A 17784-nucleotide genomic window follows, 5' to 3' on the forward strand; every position below is an offset into this window, starting at 1 on the left:
GCCTGGACCGGCATCCCCGCGGGGCGCATGCTGCAGGGCGAGAGCCAGAAGCTGCTGAACATGGAGCACGTCCTGGGCGAGCGGCTGATCGGCCAGAAGAAGGCCGTYGCCGTGGTTTCCGACGCCGTGCGCCGCGCCCGCGCCGGGATCAGYGATCCCAACCGGCCCACGGGTTCGTTCCTGTTCCTGGGCCCCACCGGCGTCGGCAAGACTGAGCTCGCCAAGTCCCTTGCGGACTTCCTCTTCGACGACGAGCGCGCGATGGTCCGGATCGACATGTCCGAATATTCGGAGAAGCACTCCGTGGCCAGGCTCGTCGGGGCGCCTCCCGGGTAYGTCGGCTACGAGGAGGGCGGCCAGCTCACCGAGGCCGTCAGGCGGCGCCCGTACTCGGTGCTGCTGCTGGACGAGGTGGAAAAGGCSCACCCGGAGGTCTTCGACATCCTCCTGCAGGTGCTCGACGACGGCCGGCTCACCGATGGTCAGGGCCGCACCGTGGACTTCCGCAACGTGATCCTGGTGCTCACTTCGAACATAGGCAGCCAGTTCCTGGTGGACCCCAACCTCGACGCCGCGGCCAAGAAGAACGCCGTCATGGCCATGGTGAACGCCTCCTTCAAGCCGGAATTCCTGAACAGGYTGGACGAGGTGGTCCTCTTCGATCCGCTGAGCGTGGAGGARCTGTCCGAAATCGTGGAACTCCAGGTCAAGGAGCTGGGCGAGCGGCTCAAGGGCCGCCGGCTGAACCTCGAAGTCACCGAGGGCGCCCGGGCCTGGCTGGCCGTGACCGGCTTCGACCCGGCGTACGGCGCCCGGCCGCTGCGCCGGCTGGTGCAGCGCGAGATCGGCGACCGGCTGGCAAAGGAAATCCTGGCCGGCGAMATCACCGACGGCGACACCGTCCTGGTGGACACCGCGCCGGACCTGATGGAACTCACCATGGGCGRGCTGGAGGACATGGACCTGACCGRCGGCGSCGCGGCCRCCGGCAGCGGGCTCTCGGTCCGTCGCAAGGAGCAGGCGCCGCCGCAGCARTAAGCCGCCCCGTCAGACWAAGCCGCCGCAACATACAAACGCGCCGCAACAGACAAACGCGCCGCAGCAGAAAAACGCCACTGGCAGCCGGATTCGTCCCGGCTGCCAGTGGCRTTAATGTCTGCGTAACGCTGCGTAAGGCTACGGCAGCAGGGACTCCTTGATGACGTTTCCGGCGTCCGTGACGGCGTAGCAATCGACCCGGCGGTCGCCCTTSTCCCAGCTGTTCGAGCTCGGGTAGGCCAGCTTGTAGCTCAGCCCGTAGCTGCCGGCYTTCTCCGTCAGCGGTGCGGCCTTGCAGGCATTGCGCGCCTTTTGCTTGAGCGCTTCCCGGCCGGGGTAGGAGTCAGCCGAACCGTACTTCTCCACCGCCACCAGCTGCGCCGAGTGGCCCGTGGCGCAGTCCACAATGGTGGACTGTTGCGCATCCGGATCGAAGTCCTTGAAGCAGTCACGCAGCTGGAAGTCCATGGGGCTGACGCCTTCCAGCGGCAAGGCTCCGCGGCTGGCCGGGGCCGACTCCGCCGAAGCCGCCGGGGTCGGACTGGCGCTRTCCGGGGCGGGCTGGCCGCCGCCGGCAAATGAGGCCACAGCCCACCAGAGCAGAAGGCCGAGCGCGACAAGAATGGCCGCGGCCACACCCAGCCGCCGTGGCCCCTGCCGGCGGATCTGGCGGGCCACGCGCCGCGCGCGCCAGGAGAGCGCGGCAACAATGCGGTCGAAGGTGACGGGTTTCCCRGCCGGTGCCGCCGAGCGGTTCGTGGCCCGTGCCGGGTCCGCTGTGATGACGGGCAGGGCGGACGTCGGCGGCCTTGAAGGCGGCGGCGGGATGGTCCCGGCGTCGTTCCTTGGATTCTCTTCAGTCACTGAGAAATTCACCACTTCCGTGCGTCTTTTGCCGGGGCTGGAGGCCCGGCGTCGTGGCCCTTTTCCGGGCGCACATCACGAAACTCTATCGAAGAAGCGCGGTACGGCGCATGTGCCGGTGGCCGAGGCCGCCGCTGCCGAGGCGCCACAGTGTCCACATGGGGCGGGCCGGCGAGCAGTTGACGCCGAAAGCATGTAATCTAGGTGTACGACAAATTGACCAAACATTCCGGGGCCTCACCGATCGCCAAAGGTGACCACCTCCGGTCCAAGTACAAAAGGGGGTCACGCCATGGGGCGCGGCCGTCAAAAGGCAAAAGCTACCAAGCAGGCTCGGGACATCAAGTACTACTCCCCGAACACTGACTATTCGGCCCTTCAGCGCGAGCTCACGGGCCCGGGAAGTCGTGCCACGAGCCACTTCGCGGATGACCCGGTCGAACCGGATTATTCAGCGTATGTGGATAAGTACGCGGACGATGTGGAAGACGACGACGACGAGGTAGATTCCCGTCGCATAGGTTAGTCGACGCTTCCTCCCGGCAGGTTCTGCCGGGGGATCCTTCCGGCACTGTGGTGCCGGCCWAAGTTTTTCAGGCCGCCGGCCACTCCTGTTACAGGTGTGCCCGGCGGCCTTTCTTGTACCCGGCTTCTTGTACGCTGTTTCCTGTCCCCGGTATTCGCGGCGCTGTTGTCACCGGCGGGGCCCCGGGCTAGGTTGTTCGTGCCGGAATTTCCCGGACGCCGCCCAGATGCCCAGATGCCCGGAAGGACTGCCATGACCACGCGCACAGGATTCGCCGAGGGTGAGCTCTGCTGGACAGACCTCCAGACCAGGGAYGTGGAGGCGGCGAAGGCCTTCTATGCGGCGGTTTTCGGCTGGCGGTACGAGGACCTGCCCACCCCGGACGGGCGCAGCTACGCGCAGGCCTTCCTYGGCGASGCGCTGGTRACCGTCCTCGCGCCGCAGAACCCCCGKCAGGAAGCCGCGGGCGAGCCGGGCAAGTGGAACGTGTACTTCGCTGTCGAGGACGCCAAAAACCTGGCCGCCGAACTGGCTCACTCCACCGGGCRCCTTGAATTCGGCCCGGAGRCCATCGGCGACACCGGGGTCATGGTCTTCTTCGCCCCGCCCGGCGGCGGAACCACCGGCGCGTGGCAGGCGGGCAGCCACTTCGGGGCCGGCCGGAGMCAGGAGGCGGGGACCCTGGCCTGGGCKGAGCTGCTCACGCCGGAGCCGCAGGCCGCCGTCGGCTTCTTCCAGCAGCTCTTCGGGCACGAGGTGACCGAATAYCCCCAGGACGACGGCGGMACCTACACCACGCTCATGGTGGACGSCGCGGAAGTTGCCGGCATCGCCCGGGTCCCCGGCGATGCCCAGGACACCCTGGAGCCGGGCTGGCAGGTCTACTTCGGCGTCTCCGACGTCGYGGCCGCCGTRCAGGCYGCGGTGGCCGCGGGCGGCGTCGTGCTGATCGAACCGGAAGGGKTCGAGGAAGCCGGCGCGATCGCCACGCTGAAGGACCCGCAGGGCGGCGTCTTCAACCTGCTGGAGGTCTAGGGCMGCTCAGTCCTTCTCGTGGCAGAGGTCCAGCAGSGGAATCAGGGCATCCGGATCACCGGCCCGCGCGGCGGCCAGGATCTTCCGGTGTGAATCGGCGACGCGGGCCAGCTTGGCATCGTCCAGCGGATATGAGCGGCTGATCAGGCGCTGGACGGGGTTGTCCCAGACGGACTCGAGCGTGGTCAGCAGGAACTTATTTGGGCASGGGGCTGCCAGGCTGAGGTGGAACCCCCGTGTTGCCGTGAAGAGCGCCTCCGCGTCGGCACTYGCGGATCCCTCGGCAATCAGCAGCTCCAGCCGGGCCAGCTCGAGGGGCGTGTACGTGGCGCCGCACTGCCGGATGGCCATGATCTCCAGCGCCTTGCGGACTTCATAGACCTCSGCAACGTTYGACGGCGTCAGCGTYGTCGCGAAGTATCCGGCACCGGGTACCAGTGTGGCCAGGCCCTCGTGCACCAGCCGGTTCAGSGCGTCGCGGATCGGCGTGCGGGAMACCCCGTATTCGTCCGCCAGCTGCTCCTGGACCAGTGGAGCGCCCGGCTCAACCACGCCGTTGACGATCTCATCACTGATCCGGTCGTAGACCTGCTCGCTCAACGGCCGCATCTTCTTGGCAGCTTGCACAGCCATTCGCMTCATCCCCTTCTGGTCCCAAGAATTCATCAAGTCTACGTGCTTTACATCACAGTATTCACTGTATACAGTGAATCCAATCTTGCCCAGCCTAGCTGAAAGTCAGCCCATGCCCCTGCACATTCCCCGAATCCCCGGYGTCGATTTCCTTGCCACAGGCAGGCAGCTCGGCTATCTGGAGATTGAACATTCGGACAACGCCCACGACGCCGCCGTGATCCCGTCCCCCATCGCCGTCCTGAGCGGCGGGGCCGGGCCAACGGTGCTCCTCATCGCGGGCACTCACGGCGACGAGTACGAAGGCCAGATCCTGCTCCAGGAGCTGATCCGGTCCATCGATCCGGCGGAAGTCAGCGGGCGCCTGATTGTACTGCCCGCGTTGAACATCGCCGCCGTCCGGGAAGGGCGCCGCGTTGCCAGTGTGGACGGAGTGAACCTCAACAGRTCCCTTCCGGGCRACSCSGCCGGGGGCCCSGCMCAGCAGATAGCYTCCATCGTGGCCGAGGACCTCATCCCGCTGGCGGACTTCGTCATGGACATCCATTCCGGYGGAATCGCCTCGGAATACGTGCCCTCGGCCTTCGTCTACCACGGACCCACGCCGGAACTCTGGGCGCAAAAGACCGCGGCCGTGGCTGCCTTCAACGTGCCGTATTCGGTCGTGGTGCAGCCCATGCTCAAATCCGGTTCCATCAGCGGCGCCGCSGACCGGGCMGGCGTYCCCATGATCTCCACCGAACTCGGCGGCAGGGGGACGGTCTCCCTGCAGATCCTGAAGCGAGCACGGACGGGGCTGCGGGCGCTCCTGGGTCACTGGGGAATTCTCCAGGGCGCCCCGTCACCAGCCCAGTCCGCTGTCTCATCTGCGGTCCCATCCGCCGGCCAGTCCACTGGCAAATCCACAATCCAGTGGGTGGAGCTCACAYCGCAGTCCCCGGTGAACTCCACCATGGCCGGGCTCTTCGAACCCACCGTTGAGCTGGGGCAAATCGTCGCGGCAGGGGCCCTCGTGGCCAGGGTTCATTCAGTAGAGGAACTCGACCGCCCGGCCAAGGAATTCTTCGCACCCATCGACGGGGTGGTTGCCATCGTTCGGCATCCGGCCCCCGTCAACGTCGGCACMACSCTGGTCAACATCGCCGTTGACCACGGAACCACCCATCCGAAAGGCAACTATGTCACGTCCTAATTTCACGGCCACCGGCACTGTGCTGCTCGCCGCCCTTATCGGGCTCAGCGGCTGCACCACCGCCTCCCTCGACGCCGGTAACGCCGACGCCCAGCCCCTGCCCGGGCAGGGCGGCGCCATCGCCGCCGCACCGCTCAACCAGGCGGCAGCAGATCTGCTGCCCGCGGAGGTCAGGTCCAAGGGAACGCTCCTGGTGGGGACGGACCCCACGTTCGCGCCGTACGAGTTCTACGCCGCGGACAACAAGACGGTGACGGGATGGGACGCCGACTTCGCCAAGGCACTCGGGGAGACCCTGGGATTGGAGGCCAAGATGGTCCCGGCCACCTTTGACACCATCCTCCCCGGCGTCGGATCGCATAAGTAYGACGTCGGGATCTCCGGATTCAAYGTCACCGCTGAACGGAAGAAGAACGCSGACTTCGCCACCTACATGAACAGCGGCTCGGGCCTGGCAGTCAAGCAGGGGAACCCGAAGAATCTCGMCCTTGACGCCATGAAGCTGTGCGGCAYCAGGATCGGCGGCGAAAAGGGAACGTCCCAGGGCATYGAAACYCTGCCTGCCTTCTCGAAGCAGTGCACTGACGCGGGACAGGCCCCGATCGACATCCAGCTCTTCCCSTCCCARCACGAAGCCAACCTGGCCCTCATCTCCGGCCGCGTTGACGGCGTCCTGTCCGGRGACATCGGCATGGCCTACGCCAGCAAGCTGTCCGGCGGCTCGTTCGAACTCGCSCCCGGCGCCGGCTGGGAACCCACGCCGGTGGGCATCGCCCTGCCGAAAGGTTCACCGCTGACCAAGGCYGTCGTGGCCGCTGTCGAGGCACTCGTTGCCAGCGATACCTACAGGGCAATCAACGCCAAGTACGGGATCCCCGATTCCGTGAAGGTCAGCGCKGACCAGGTCGACGCCGGAGCCACCCCATGAGCGGGACCATGAGCCTTTCACGGACCGCCGACACCAGGGGCGAGTACACCGTGGTGACGGCCCGGCACCCGTGGCGCTGGGTCGCCGCAGCGGCGGTGACCGCCGTCGTCGGTCTGCTCCTGCTGTCGGCCGTGACGAACCCGCGCTTTGGCTGGGACAAGGTGGCCYTGTACTTCCGGGACATCACAATCGTCAACGGCATTGGCATCACGCTGATGCTGACCGTCGTCTGCATGGCGGCCGGCGTCGGACTGGGCGTCATCCTGGCCGTCATGCAGCTCTCCACCAACCCGGTGGTCAAGGCCTCGGCCGGCATGTACGTGACGGCTTTCCGGGGCACCCCCGTGCTGGTCCAGCTGCTGTTCTGGTTCAATCTCTCGGCGCTGTACCCGGAAATCACGTTCGGCATCCCGGGCGTCAGCCTCGATGCCAACCAGCTCATCACGCCCCTTGCCGCGGCCATCCTGGGCCTGGGCCTCAACGAGGCGGCCTACATGTCCGAAATTGTCCGGGCCGGCATCCAGTCGATCGACCAGGGCCAAGGCGAGGCCGCGGGGGCGCTGGGCATGTCACGCCTGCAGACCCTGTTCCGGGTGATCCTGCCGCAGGCCATGCGGGTGATCATTCCSCCCACCGGCAACGAGTTCATCGGCATGCTGAAAATGACCTCGCTGGTCAGCGTCATCGCAGTCCCSGARCTGCTGTATTCAGCCCAGATCATCTACTCCAAGAACCTCCAGGTGGTGCCGCTGCTGCTTGTGGCCAGCATCTGGTACATCATCGTCACCACCGTGTTCAGYGTGGGCCAGGGGTATTTGGAGCGGCGGTTCTCCCGCGGTACCTCCCGGTCCGTGCCGCCGTCGGCCGCCGAACGCCTGCGGCGTTTCTTCAGGATCCACTCCCCGCAAGCCTCAGGAAGGGGCGTTAAGTCATGACCATCGAGACAGCAGGRCCAAGGCCGCTGGTGCGGGCCGAGGGCGTCCGCAAGAGCTTYGGMACCAACGAGGTCCTCAARGGCATCGATCTTGAAATCCGGCGCGGCGAGGTGGTCTGCATCATCGGCGCCTCCGGATCGGGAAAGAGCACCTTCCTGCGKTGCGTGAACCATCTGGAAAAGATCGACGGCGGCCTGCTCCGGGTGGAGGACCGCGTGGTGGGTTACCGGCTCAAAGGCCGCAAGCTGCACGAGCAGTCCCACAATGAGATCTGCGCCGACCGGAGCGACATCGGCATGGTGTTCCAGCACTTCAACCTGTTCCCGCACATGACCGTGCTGGAAAACCTCATGGAGGCCCCGCTGAGGGTGCTCAAACAGCGCAAGGACGAGGTCCGGCGCCGGGCGCTCGGGCTCCTGGACAAGGTGGGACTGGCGGAGAAGGCCCAGGCCTACCCGCGCCACCTCTCGGGCGGGCAGCAGCAGCGCGTGGCGATCGCCCGGGCACTCTGCATGGAACCGAAACTGATGCTCTTTGACGAGCCCACGTCCGCTCTGGACCCGGAACTCGTCGGCGAAGTCCTCCGCGTCATGAAGGATCTTGCCCGGAGCGGAATGACCATGATCGTTGTCACCCATGAAATGGGATTCGCCCGGGACGTCGCTGACCGTGTGGTGTTCATGCACGGCGGCCGGATCCTTGAGGAAGGCCCCGCCGAAGCGGTCATCAACCATCCGCAGMAYGAACGGACGCGCGCCTTCCTGTCCGCKGTGCTSTAGTCCCTTAACCATCGAGTGCTCCCCACCGGCCCCCTGACCTCGCAAGCTCGGCCAGGGAACCCTCCCGGCGTGGGCCCAACCGCCCTTATGATGCTGCAAACGGCAGGTGCGGAGCACTCGATTGGGGTTGGGAACCCCTAGGCGTAGGCGTTGACCAGCCGGACGGCGCCSCCGTCGACGCCCTTGGCGCCCTGGACGTAGTCCGGGCCGGTCTTGACGATKGAATCCGAGTTCTCCTCGACGGTGCCCATGATCCAGGACGGAAGGCCRCGGTCGTTGAGCCGGGTCACGGCGGCGTCGGCCGCTTCCGGCGACACRATSGCGACCATGCCSACGCCCAGGTTCAGGGTGCGCTCGAGATCGGCCAGCGGGACGTTGCCGAGCTCGGAAACCAGCTTGAAGATGGCMGGGAGYTCCCASGTGSCGCGGTCCACGGTGGCCAGCAGGCCCTGCGGGAGGACSCGGGCCAGGTTGGCCGCGAGCCCGCCGCCGGTCACGTGGCTGAAGCCGTGGACGGCCTTGCCGGCCGCGGAGCCGYTCACCGGGAAGGTGCGGGCGAGGTCCAGGCAGTCCGCGGCGTAGACRCGGGTGGGCTCGAGGAGCTCCTCGCCCAGGGTGCGGCCGAGTTCGGAGACCTGGCGGTCCAGGGCCCAGCCGGCGTGGTTGATGACGCGGCGGRCCAGGGAGTAGCCGTTGGAGTGCAGGCCGGAGGAGGCCATGCCGATCACGACRTCGCCGGCGCGGACACGGTCCGGGCCAAGCAGCGCGTCGGCCTCGACAACGCCGGTGGCGGCACCGGCGACGTCGTATTCGTGCTCACCGAGCAGGCCCGGGTGTTCGGCGGTTTCGCCGCCCACCAGGGCGGTGCCGGCGACCGAGCAGGCGGCSGCGATGCCGCGGACGATGTCCGCGATGCGCTCCGGGACCACCTTGCCGCAGGCGATGTAGTCGGTCATGTASAGCGGCTCGGCGCCCACGACGACGATGTCGTCCACCACCATGCCGACGAGGTCGAAGCCGATGGTGTCGTGGATGTCCATGGCCTGGGCGATTGCCACCTTGGTGCCGACGCCGTCGGTGGACGTGGCCAGCAGCGGGCGCTTGTASGTSAGSAGCCGGGAGACGTCGTAGAGGCCCGCGAACCCGCCGACGCCGCCGATCACCGAGGAGTTGTGSGTTGCCTTGACGGCATCCTTCATGAGTTCGACGGCGCGGTCTCCCGCTTCGACGTCGACGCCGGCGGAGGCGTAGGTGATGCCGGCGTTCTGGGCGGCGTTCATGTCAGCGGCCGGGGAGGCGGAAGTCATACTGGCTCTTTCTTGTCGGCTTTGGTGACGCGGTCGGCATCGGTGAGCAGTTCTTCGAATTCGGAGTCCGGTCCCGGATCGCAGCCSGTRGCGCCGGCCTTCTCGGCCGGATCGTCGGAGATCGAGGTGCCKGGTTCGGCGTCGGACGCCGTGGACCGGGCGGACGGCGCAGYGCCGGAGGCAGCCGTAGCGGGCAGTCCGCCGAGGTCCGTGCGCTCGAGCAGRTTCTTGCCGAGCTTGTCCGCGCCGGGGAGCTCGATCGGGTACTTGCCGGTGAAGCAGGCCGTGCACAGGCGTTCGCGCGGCTGCCGGGTRGCCTCGATCATGCCGTCTTCGGAGATRTAGGCGAGCGAGTCGGCGCCGATGGCCTGGGTGATTTCATCGATGGTGGCGCCGTTGGCGATCAGTTCCGCGCGGGAGGCGAAGTCGATGCCGTAGAAACACGGCCACTTGACCGGCGGGGAGGAAATCTTGATGTGGACGCTGGCGGCGCCCGCTTCCCGGAGCATCCGCACGATGGCGCGCTGGGTGTTGCCGCGGACGATCGAGTCGTCAACCACCACGACGCGCTTGCCGCGGATCACAGATTCCAGGGCGTTGAGCTTGAGGCGGATACCGAGCTGGCGCAGGGTCTGTGAGGGCTGGATGAACGTGCGGCCCACRTAGGAGTTCTTGACGAAACCGTGCGCGAAGGGGATGCCGGATTCCTCGGCGTAGCCCACGGCCGCGGGGGTGCCCGATTCCGGCACGGGGATGACGATGTCCGCTTCCTGGGTGTTTTCGCGGGCCAGCTGGCGGCCCATTTCCACGCGGGACTCGTACACCGAGCGGCCCGCGATGGAGGCGTCCGGGCGGGCGAGGTACACGTATTCGAAGACGCAGCCGGCCGGGGTCGACTCGGCGAAGCGCTGGGAGCGGACGCCGTCCTCGTCGATGGCGATGAACTCGCCGGGTTCGATTTCGCGGATGAAGCTGGCGCCGACGGTGGCGAGGGCGGACTGCTCGGAGGCAACCACCCAGCCGCGTTCCAGCCGGCCGAGGCACAGCGGACGGATCCCGTAGGTGTCACGGGCCGCGTAGAGGGTGCCCTCGTCCATGAAGACGAAGCAGAAGCCGCCCTTGATCTTGGGCAGCAGCTCCATGGCGGTCTCTTCGAGGGACTTGCCCTCCTCGCCCTCCAGGAGCGCCGTGACCAGCGCCGTGTCCGAGGTGTTGCCCTGCTTCATCTCGCCGCTGAGCTGGCCGCCGTTGCGGTCCTCGATCATCGCCTTGAGCTCGGCCGTGTTGGTCAGGTTGCCGTTGTGGGCCAGCGCCACGGTGCCCGTGGCGGTCGCGCCCAGGGTGGGCTGGGCGTTGGCCCAGTGGCTGGCGCCCGTAGTGGAATAGCGGCAGTGGCCGACGGCCAGGTGCCCGGTCAGGGTGTTCAGCGTGGTCTCGTCGAAGACCTGGGAAACGAGGCCCATGTCCTTGTAGACGTTGATCCGCTTGCCGTCGCTGGTTGCTATGCCAGCCGACTCCTGACCACGGTGCTGCAATGCATACAGCCCGTAATAGGTAAGTTTTGCTACTTCTTCACCGGGTGCCCAGACCCCGAAGACGCCGCATGCGTCCTGAGGGCCTTTTTCGCCTGGGAGAAGATCATGAGAAAGTTTTCCATCGCCGCGTGCCACTGGTCGATTATCTCACGATGTGCGCTAAGACTTTTCCGGCCGCCGGTTTATGACCTGCCGCCCGGCTCAGGTGCTGCTCAGGCAGGGTGCAGGTGCGCTTGGGCGCCGGCTCAGGCGCCGTTTTCGTCGTCGTCGGCGTCAGGTGCGGACTCGACGACGGCGTGCTCGGYGCGGCGGACGCTCAGCCGGTCCAGCACCAGGGCCACCGCGGCACCSAGGATGACGCCGCCGGCAGCGCACAGGACCATGAAGAAACCGAAGACCGAGCCGCGGTCGTAGCTGGCGTCACCGGGGAGGGCGTAGGCGATGATGGCCGCGACGGCCACGCCSACGAGCCCGCCCAGGATCAGGAAGGGCACATACTTKGGCGCCCGGCGGACGGTGACCTCGCGGCGCTCCGGAACGCCGCCTGGAACGCTGCCCGGGGCAGGTTCCCGYTGGGGGTCGGAGCCTGCGGTGCCGGGTGTTTCGTGGGAAGACATGCCGTTAAGCCTACTGCCCCMGGACTCATTGCCGGGGCCCGGTTCCCGGGGCAGACTAGGGGATGGGGGAGGGCCAGCTACAGACGAGCTAAGGAACCGCCATGTTAGCCTCGGCCGACCGCGTTCGTGACCAGCAGCGCATGATCTGGAACGAGTTCTCGGCGGGCTGGCACAAATGGGACGCGGAACTGCTCGGCTGGCASGCTCCGTTCGGGGAGGCCTTGCTCGARGARCTGCGGCTGCGCCCTGACTCCSKGGTGCTGGATGTCGCGGCCGGCACTGGCGAACCTGGTCTYAACGTGGCCGGACAGGTGCCGGAGGGCAGGGTGGTCCTGGCCGACATCTCGTCGGGGATGCTCCGCGTGGCCGAGGAGAAGGCAGCGGTCCGGGGCCTGCAGAACCTGGACTTTCAGGTTTGCGATGCTGCCGCGATGCCCTTTGGGAACAGCACGTTCGACGTCGTGTACTGCCGCTTCGGGTTCATGTTCTTTCCCGTAATGTCCGCGGCCATGGCWGAGATGGCACGCACCGCCAAGCCGGGCGCCCGCGTTGGGGCCGTCGTCTGGGGACGCGCCGCCGCGAACCCGTGGGCCAGYYTSATCCTGGGCACGATTGCCCGGCATCGGGAACTTCCCATTCCGCCCGCAGGGACTCCCGGGCTGTTCCGCTGCGCACCMACCGGGTTCATGGCSCGCCTGTTCAAGGACGCCGGGCTCGCGGACGTGTCCGAGCGCCAGGTCAGCGCCGAGCTGGTGCATGAATCCCCCGACAGCTACTGGGAATTCATGACCGACATCGCGACCACCGTGGCGATGGGGYTGGCCAAGGCGGACGCCGAGTCGCGGGCYCTGATCCGCCAGGACGTGTTYGCGCTGCTGGGCCGCTACGAGCACGACGGCGCGATCCGGCTCCGCTCGACCGCCACCGTGGTGTCCGGGACCAAGGTGTAGCTAGGCRGGCGACGCCGGGCCGGACGCGTCCGCGATGATCGCGCGCACGCTGTTGTTGCGCTTCTCGTGGGTGAGTTCCACCAAGCCCAGGGCCTCGAGCAGGGGCGGCAGGTACATCCCAAACCGTCCCCGGTAGCCCTTGCGCAGGCCGTACCAGCCGCCCACRGGGTTTTCGGGGTCCCGGCCCCAGGCTTCCACTGTCCCTTCGGCCGCCGGCTTGTTTTCGTCGGCGGCGCCCAAGGGAACCCAGTCCACCTTCTCCATCAGCCAGAGGTGCACGTCATCCAGTGCCCGGAGGTGGTATTTGAGTGTGGTGGATCCGACCTGGCACACCAGCGCCGGCGGATCGGACTCCTCGTCGCGGTACATCGAATACTCCGAGGTGCCCGGGGCCGTCYTGAGCTGCCAGGGATCCTGCTTGGTGCCGTTTGCCACGCCGTGCCCGCCTTCTGTCCGGCCGGATGCCCGGCGCCGATGGTYCGAGCCTACCGAGCCATCCGGCGCGGTGCGAGGCAAACTTGCGGGAGKGAACGATTGGGCGTCAGACGCCCAGTTCTTCCTTCAGCGCCGCGACGTGGCCCTGSGCCTTGACCTGGTACCGCGCCAGCTTCACCTTGCCCTCGGGATCCAGCACCACRGTGGAGCGGACGATGCCCTCYGTCACCTCGCCCTGGACCAGCTTCTCGCCCCACGCGCCGTAGGCGAGGGCGACGGCGTGGTCCTCGTCGGCCAGCAGCGGGAACGTCAGGGCGAAGTCGCCSGTGAAGTGGGCCAGGGCCTCAGGGGCGTCGGGGGAGATGCCCAGKACCTCGTAGCCGGAGCCCTGCAGGGAGGCAAGGTTGTCGCGGAAGTCGCAGGCCTCGGTGGTGCAGCCGGGGGTCGCGGCCTGGGGGTAGAAGTACACAATGACGTTCTTGCCGCGRTAGTCGGCCAGCGAAACCGRCTTGCCTTCGGCGTCGGGCAGCGTGAAGTCCGGGGCCGGCGTGCCGGGCTGGAGCTTGACGGTCATGTTTGCGCTCATGATGATCCTTCGGGGAGTGGACAACGGGTCTGTGATGCACAACATCGTTGGCCGAGGCTGTATTCCGCCGCCTGAGCCTACCAAGGACCGGTCCCGGGGCTGCATTGGAAGGCCGCCAATGACGGCTTATTCATAGCTCGGGCACAGCTGCAGTGGCTAGCGTGGAGCACCATGGAACAGCAGACACCACCGCAGCGACGACCCGGATTCCGGCGCGGTGCCGGACGCAGGCCCCGCCGAATGGCCGTCCGGCCGCGGATCCTGGTGGGGGCGGTCTGTGCCGCAGTGCTCGCCGTCGCGCTGGCGGCTGGGTTCTTCTCGGCCGCGGAGGGACGGACCCTGACAGCCGCCGGCGGCCTGTCCGCGGCCAGTCCGGCAACGGGCGGCGGCGCCTCGGCGTCGGGCGGTGTCGAGGCCTCTGCGGAAGCTTCAGCGAGTGCTTCRGCCCCTGCATCCAAGCCGGCGGCGGGMACGGTGGACGCGGCACTGGACGCGCGCATCCAGGCCATCCTGGATGCCAACAGCCAGTACCAGATCGGCGTGGCCCTGATGGACGTGTCTTCCGGAGCGGATCCCGCGGAGGTCCATGAATACGGGGTCCGGGAGAACTTCGTGGCGGCCAGCACCGCCAAGGTCCTGGCCGCCGCAGCCTACTACCACCTGGTCGAAACGGGCGCGGCAAGCCTCGATGAYCCKTTGGGGGCCTACACGGCCGGGTTCCAGCTGCGCGAGATGGTCCAGCAGAGCGACAACGACTCGTGGTCGCTCATCATGGRCGCGGTGGGCCACTCGGAACTGACGGACTACGCGGCGTCGCTCGGCGTGGACTACGACCCGGAAACCAACACSYTGACCCCGGCGGAGATGACCAGGATCCTGGCGGGGRTCTATTCCGGGACGCTSCTGGATGCCGATGACACCGCCCAGTTGTTGTCCTACATGCAGGACACGAACTACGAAACGCTCATTCCCGCCGCGGTGCCGGACGGGATCACGGTCTTCCACAAGTACGGGCTGCTGGACGATGAACTGCAYGACGCCGGCATCCTCGCCCGGGACGGCACCGCCTACGCCCTGGTCATCTACACCAAGGGCCAGGACCTKAGTGACGTCCCGGAACGCACCGAGGTGATTCATCAGCTGACCCAGGCGGTGGCGGGCGCCCTGTTCTAGGCCGYCCAGGGCGGAGAGCGGCGYGATGTCGGAAATCGGCGGCGGAATCGGRCCACCGCACCGCGGATCCGCGGCRCCSTCGTCCGAAACCCGGGCAGAAATCCGAACACGGCGCGCGGACCASGCATCGGCGCCTAAATGCCGAGCTCCYCCCGCAGCGCCCGCACGTGGCCCTGCGGACTGACCTGGTACTGCGCCAGGACCACCAAGCCGTCGGGATCGACCACCACGGTGGACCGGACCGTTCCTTCACGGACCTCGCCGTCCACCAGCTTCTCGCCCCAGGCGCCGTAGGCGAGTGCCACGGCGTGGTCCTCGTCGGCSAGCAGSGGGAAGGTCAGCGCATGCTCGGCGGCGAAGGCGGCCAGGGCCTCGGGGGCGTCGGGGGAGATGCCCAGGACCTCGAARCCTGCGCCTTGGAGGGAGGCGAGGCTGTCGCGGAAGTCGCAGGCCTCGGTGGTGCAGCCGGGGGTGGCCGCGCGGGGGTAGAAGTACACAATGACGTTYTTGCCGCGGTAGTCGGCCAGGGAAATCCGGCGGCCWKCGGCGTCAGGCAGCGCGAACCCCGGCGCCGGGGTTCCCTTCTGCAGTTTGGTGATGCTGTTCAGTTTGGCGGCGGGCAGGTTGGTAGCCACGGTGGATTGCATGGAGGTTCCTTCGATACGGGGGTCGGGATGGGTGGGGCGCCGGGTCTCAGATAGGGGGTCTCAGATAGCAGGTTTCAGATGCTGAATTCCGCGGGTCCGCGCACCGTCGCCCGCGGGCCGGGGACGAAGCGGTAGCCGCCGCTGCGGACGGTGACGACGGCGTGCCGGCAGCCCTTGAGTTTGCGGCGCAGCCGGCCGACATACACGTCGATGGACCGGGTCGCGGCGCCGGGGGTGTCGAACGCGTCGAGGCAATGCTGCAGTTCCTGCCGGCTCACCGTGCGGGAGCAGTTCTGCACGAGGCATCGCAGGAGCATGAATTCCAGCTCCGTCAGGGGCACCCGCTCGCCGTCGAGCCTGGCATCCCCGGCGGCGAGGTCGACGGCGAGCCGGCTGATGCTGCCAGGGACCGGAGCAAGGACGGGCGCAGCGCCCGGCGCAGCGCCCGCCCCGCCGTCGTCTGCGGGGGACAGGACAACGGCGGACGTTGCGGCTCCGGCGGCGGGCCTAAAGTGGACTTCCGCCTCCGGAGCACATCTGAGGGCGCGGCCGAGCACGAGTTCGGCCGCGCGGGCCAGGCAGGCCGGGTCAATGTCGGCGTCGTCCGGGACGGTAACCCAGACCGCCAGCCCCTTCGCGGTGAGGCCGGCCTGCCGCGCCACTCCGTTGGCCTGCCGTGCCTGTCGGTTGTGGTTGACCCGTCCGTGAACGGCGGGCACCGTGCCGGCCACCGCCGCCTGGCTCACACGCCGCCGCGGCGGATCAGCTTGCCGGTCGGAGTCCGGCCGTCGACCAGGGTGCCGCGGAGGTAGGTCTTGCGGACGACGCCGGAAAGCGCCTTGCCGTCGTACGGGGTGATGGGGTTCTTGTGCTTGAGCTTGGAGACATCCACGACGTACGCCTCGTCCGGGGCAAAGACGGCGAGATCGGCGTCGTACCCCAGCGCCAACTGGCCCTTGTTGCCCAGYCCGGCGAGCTSGGCCGGCTTGGCCGCCATCCASGARASCACCTGCTCCAGSGMGATGCCGCGGTGSCGGGCCTCGGTCCAGATCAGCGACAGGCCCAGCTGCAGCGAAGAGACGCCGCCCCAGGCCACGGCGAAGTCACCGTTTTCCAGATCCTTCAAATCCAGGGTGGACGGGGAGTGGTCCGAGACGATGCAGTCGATGGTGCCGTCCTGCAGGCCGGCCCACAGCAGTTCGCGGTTCGAGGCCTCGCGGATCGGCGGGCAGCACTTGTAGGCTGTGGCGCCGTCCGGGATTTCCTCGGCCGTCAGCGTCAGGTAGTGCGGGCACGTTTCGACGGTGAGGTGGACGCCGTCTCGCTTGGCACTGGCGATCATGGGCAGGGCGTCGGAGGAGGACAGATGCAGGATGTGGGCGCGGACGCCGGTCCAGCGGGCCCGTTCAATGACCTCGGCGATGGCCTTGTTCTCGGCGCCGCGGGGGCGGGACGCCAGGAACGTGGAGTAGTGGTCGCCGCCCGGGTGCGGGGCGTGGTCGATCGCGTGGGAGTCCTCGGCGTGGACGATCATGAGCGAGTCGAAGGACTTGAGCTCGGCCATGTCCTCTTCCATCTCGTCCGCTTCCAGGTGCGGGAACTCGTCCACACCGGAGTGCAGCAGGAAGCATTTGAAGCCGAAGACGCCCTCGTCATGCAGTGGCCGCAGTTCACTTTTGTTGCCGGGGATGGCTCCGCCCCAGAAGCCGACGTCCACGAACGCCTGGTCCCCGGCCACCTCGCGCTTGAGTTTGAGGCCCTCCACCGTGGTGGTGGGCGGGATGGAATTCAGCGGCATGTCGATGATCGTGGTGACGCCGCCGGCCGCGGCCGCCCGGGTGGCGGACGCGAAGCCCTCCCACTCGGTGCGGCCGGGCTCGTTGACGTGGACATGGGTGTCCACGAGACCCGGCAGGAGGGTTTCGTCGTCGGCGAGCTCGATCACTTCACGGCCGGAGAGGCCGTTGCCCAGCGGCTCGATCGCGACGATCACGCCGTCGCGGATGCCGACTTCCCGTGCGRCGATGCCRGCCGTRGTCAGGACGCGCCGGCCGCGGAAGACKAGGTCGTAGGACTCTTCAGACACTGAGGGTCTCCTTTCCCGGAGCACTGYCCARGGCGCGGGCGCCCTGSGCKGAGTACGCCACGTTGGTCAATTGCTCACCGAGTTGCCGTCCGAGGCGCTCCAGGAGCGRAGCGGCCTCGGCTATACATGTGTCTACATTGCTTTCCAGTTCCGTCAAAGCGTGGACCGCCAGGAATCCGGAACTGCTGATCTGCTCCGSGCTCAGGACCGAGCGGCCGCAGACCGCGACCGCAGGGACCCCGGCSCGGCGGGCCGCCCGGGCMACGCCCACCGGAGTCTTGCCCAGCAGGCTTTGTTCATCGAGGCTGCCTTCGCCGGTGATCACCAGGTCAGCACCGGCCAGCCGCTCCGCCAGCCCGGTGAATTCAAGGACGACGTCGATGCCCGGCCKGCGRGTCGCRGCCAGTACCGCGATGGCGGCGWAGCCCGCRCCGCCGGCCGCTCCGGCGCCCGGAGCCTCGGCGGCCTTGCGTGCCCGCGGCCCGATTTCGGCCGAGAGCACGTCCACAAAGTGGGCC

The 17784-nt window shown here is 67.8% G+C and carries 20 protein-coding genes; 9 read left to right on the forward strand and 11 right to left on the reverse strand.

Annotated features, from left to right (window positions below; translation table 11 throughout):
* A partial coding sequence (locus AC1DEY_RS21150; protein ID WP_476869698.1) for an AAA family ATPase occupies positions 1-1038 on the forward strand: 1038 nt, incomplete at its 5' end.
* A gap of 138 nt (positions 1039-1176) precedes the next feature.
* Here the strand turns inward: AC1DEY_RS21150 and AC1DEY_RS21155 are convergent.
* Positions 1177-1902 (reverse strand): septum formation family protein, encoded by a 726-nt coding sequence (locus tag AC1DEY_RS21155; RefSeq protein WP_476869699.1) that lies wholly within the window; start codon positions 1900-1902, stop codon positions 1177-1179.
* A 292-nt stretch (positions 1903-2194) separates the two neighbouring features.
* Between AC1DEY_RS21155 and AC1DEY_RS21160 the strand changes: the two genes are divergently transcribed.
* Together AC1DEY_RS21160 and AC1DEY_RS21165 are read left to right on the forward strand one after the other, a co-directional pair.
* The gene (locus AC1DEY_RS21160; protein WP_018774150.1) at positions 2195-2428 is read left to right on the forward strand and encodes a DUF3073 domain-containing protein; all 234 of its coding nucleotides are present in this window, start codon (positions 2195-2197) and stop codon (positions 2426-2428) included.
* Positions 2429-2680: 252 nt separating this feature from the next.
* On the forward strand, positions 2681-3463 hold the full coding sequence (locus tag AC1DEY_RS21165; RefSeq protein WP_476869700.1) for a VOC family protein: 783 nt from the start codon (positions 2681-2683) through the stop codon (positions 3461-3463).
* A gap of 6 nt (positions 3464-3469) precedes the next feature.
* Here AC1DEY_RS21165 and AC1DEY_RS21170 read toward each other — a convergent pair whose 3' ends face one another.
* A complete protein-coding gene (locus AC1DEY_RS21170; protein WP_476869701.1) occupies positions 3470-4096 on the reverse strand; it encodes a GntR family transcriptional regulator in 627 nt (208 codons plus the stop codon).
* Between the two features lie 112 nt (positions 4097-4208).
* On the opposite strand from AC1DEY_RS21170, the gene AC1DEY_RS21175 reads away from it, so the two are divergent.
* The 4 genes from AC1DEY_RS21175 to AC1DEY_RS21190 are packed head-to-tail and all read left to right on the forward strand — an operon-like array spanning position 4209 to position 7930.
* Positions 4209-5288: a succinylglutamate desuccinylase/aspartoacylase family protein gene (locus AC1DEY_RS21175; RefSeq protein WP_476869702.1), complete on the forward strand. Its 1080-nt coding sequence runs from the start codon at positions 4209-4211 to the stop codon at positions 5286-5288.
* Positions 5275-6216, forward strand: coding sequence for an ABC transporter substrate-binding protein (locus AC1DEY_RS21180; protein ID WP_476869703.1), 942 nt, complete (start codon positions 5275-5277; stop codon positions 6214-6216). The genes AC1DEY_RS21175 and AC1DEY_RS21180 overlap by 14 nt, the downstream gene beginning before the upstream one ends.
* 8 nt (positions 6217-6224) lie before the next feature.
* Positions 6225-7151, forward strand: a complete 927-nt coding sequence (locus AC1DEY_RS21185) for an amino acid ABC transporter permease (RefSeq protein ID WP_476869704.1) — start codon at positions 6225-6227, stop codon at positions 7149-7151.
* Positions 7148-7930 carry an amino acid ABC transporter ATP-binding protein gene (locus tag AC1DEY_RS21190; protein ID WP_476869705.1) on the forward strand — a complete coding sequence of 261 codons (783 nt, stop codon included), beginning with the start codon at positions 7148-7150 and terminating at the stop codon, positions 7928-7930. Before AC1DEY_RS21185 ends, AC1DEY_RS21190 begins: the two co-directional genes overlap by 4 nt.
* A gap of 137 nt (positions 7931-8067) precedes the next feature.
* Here AC1DEY_RS21190 and purM read toward each other — a convergent pair whose 3' ends face one another.
* The 3 genes from purM to AC1DEY_RS21205 form a co-directional block, all read right to left on the reverse strand.
* Entirely contained in the window at positions 8068-9237 is a 1170-nt protein-coding gene (gene purM / locus AC1DEY_RS21195) for a phosphoribosylformylglycinamidine cyclo-ligase (RefSeq protein ID WP_476869706.1), read from the reverse strand.
* Positions 9234-10907, reverse strand: a complete 1674-nt coding sequence (gene purF / locus AC1DEY_RS21200; RefSeq protein WP_476869707.1) for an amidophosphoribosyltransferase — start codon at positions 10905-10907, stop codon at positions 9234-9236. The genes purM and purF overlap by 4 nt, the downstream gene beginning before the upstream one ends.
* 110 nt (positions 10908-11017) lie before the next feature.
* Complete coding sequence (locus tag AC1DEY_RS21205; protein WP_476869708.1) at positions 11018-11389, reverse strand: hypothetical protein; 372 nt, start codon at positions 11387-11389, stop codon at positions 11018-11020.
* 101 nt (positions 11390-11490) lie between these two features.
* Between AC1DEY_RS21205 and AC1DEY_RS21210 the strand changes: the two genes are divergently transcribed.
* Positions 11491-12339 carry a class I SAM-dependent methyltransferase gene (locus AC1DEY_RS21210; RefSeq protein ID WP_476869709.1) on the forward strand — a complete coding sequence of 283 codons (849 nt, stop codon included), beginning with the start codon at positions 11491-11493 and terminating at the stop codon, positions 12337-12339.
* Here AC1DEY_RS21210 and AC1DEY_RS21215 read toward each other — a convergent pair whose 3' ends face one another.
* Positions 12340-12774 carry a DUF6855 family protein gene (locus AC1DEY_RS21215; RefSeq protein ID WP_476869710.1) on the reverse strand — a complete coding sequence of 145 codons (435 nt, stop codon included), beginning with the start codon at positions 12772-12774 and terminating at the stop codon, positions 12340-12342.
* A 106-nt stretch (positions 12775-12880) separates the two neighbouring features.
* Positions 12881-13360: a thioredoxin-dependent thiol peroxidase gene (gene bcp / locus AC1DEY_RS21220; protein WP_476869711.1), complete on the reverse strand. Its 480-nt coding sequence runs from the start codon at positions 13358-13360 to the stop codon at positions 12881-12883.
* A gap of 240 nt (positions 13361-13600) precedes the next feature.
* Here bcp (AC1DEY_RS21220) and AC1DEY_RS21225 point away from each other — a divergent pair, with 240 nt between their 5' ends.
* The gene (locus tag AC1DEY_RS21225) at positions 13601-14533 is read left to right on the forward strand and encodes a serine hydrolase (protein WP_476869712.1); all 933 of its coding nucleotides are present in this window, start codon (positions 13601-13603) and stop codon (positions 14531-14533) included.
* Positions 14534-14667: 134 nt separating this feature from the next.
* Here AC1DEY_RS21225 and bcp (AC1DEY_RS21230) read toward each other — a convergent pair whose 3' ends face one another.
* The 4 genes from bcp (AC1DEY_RS21230) to AC1DEY_RS21245 form a co-directional block, all read right to left on the reverse strand.
* Complete coding sequence (gene bcp, locus AC1DEY_RS21230; protein ID WP_476869713.1) at positions 14668-15180, reverse strand: thioredoxin-dependent thiol peroxidase; 513 nt, start codon at positions 15178-15180, stop codon at positions 14668-14670.
* A 74-nt stretch (positions 15181-15254) separates the two neighbouring features.
* Positions 15255-15926: a winged helix-turn-helix domain-containing protein gene (locus AC1DEY_RS21235; RefSeq protein ID WP_476869714.1), complete on the reverse strand. Its 672-nt coding sequence runs from the start codon at positions 15924-15926 to the stop codon at positions 15255-15257.
* Positions 15923-17266: an allantoinase AllB gene (gene allB, locus AC1DEY_RS21240; protein WP_476869715.1), complete on the reverse strand. Its 1344-nt coding sequence runs from the start codon at positions 17264-17266 to the stop codon at positions 15923-15925. The genes AC1DEY_RS21235 and allB overlap by 4 nt, the downstream gene beginning before the upstream one ends.
* Positions 17259-17784, reverse strand: a 526-nt coding sequence (locus AC1DEY_RS21245; protein ID WP_476869716.1) for a glycerate kinase, incomplete at its 5' end; no start/stop codon positions are given. The genes allB and AC1DEY_RS21245, both read right to left, overlap by 8 nt.

The organism is Arthrobacter sp. 05T47 (assembly GCF_056395825.1).

Bases quoted from the DNA above. Each gene is read 5' to 3' on its own strand.
- AC1DEY_RS21160 (WP_018774150.1), top strand. From the start codon at position 2,195: ATGGGGCGCGGCCGTCAAAAGGCAAAAGCTACCAAGCAGGCTCGGGAC.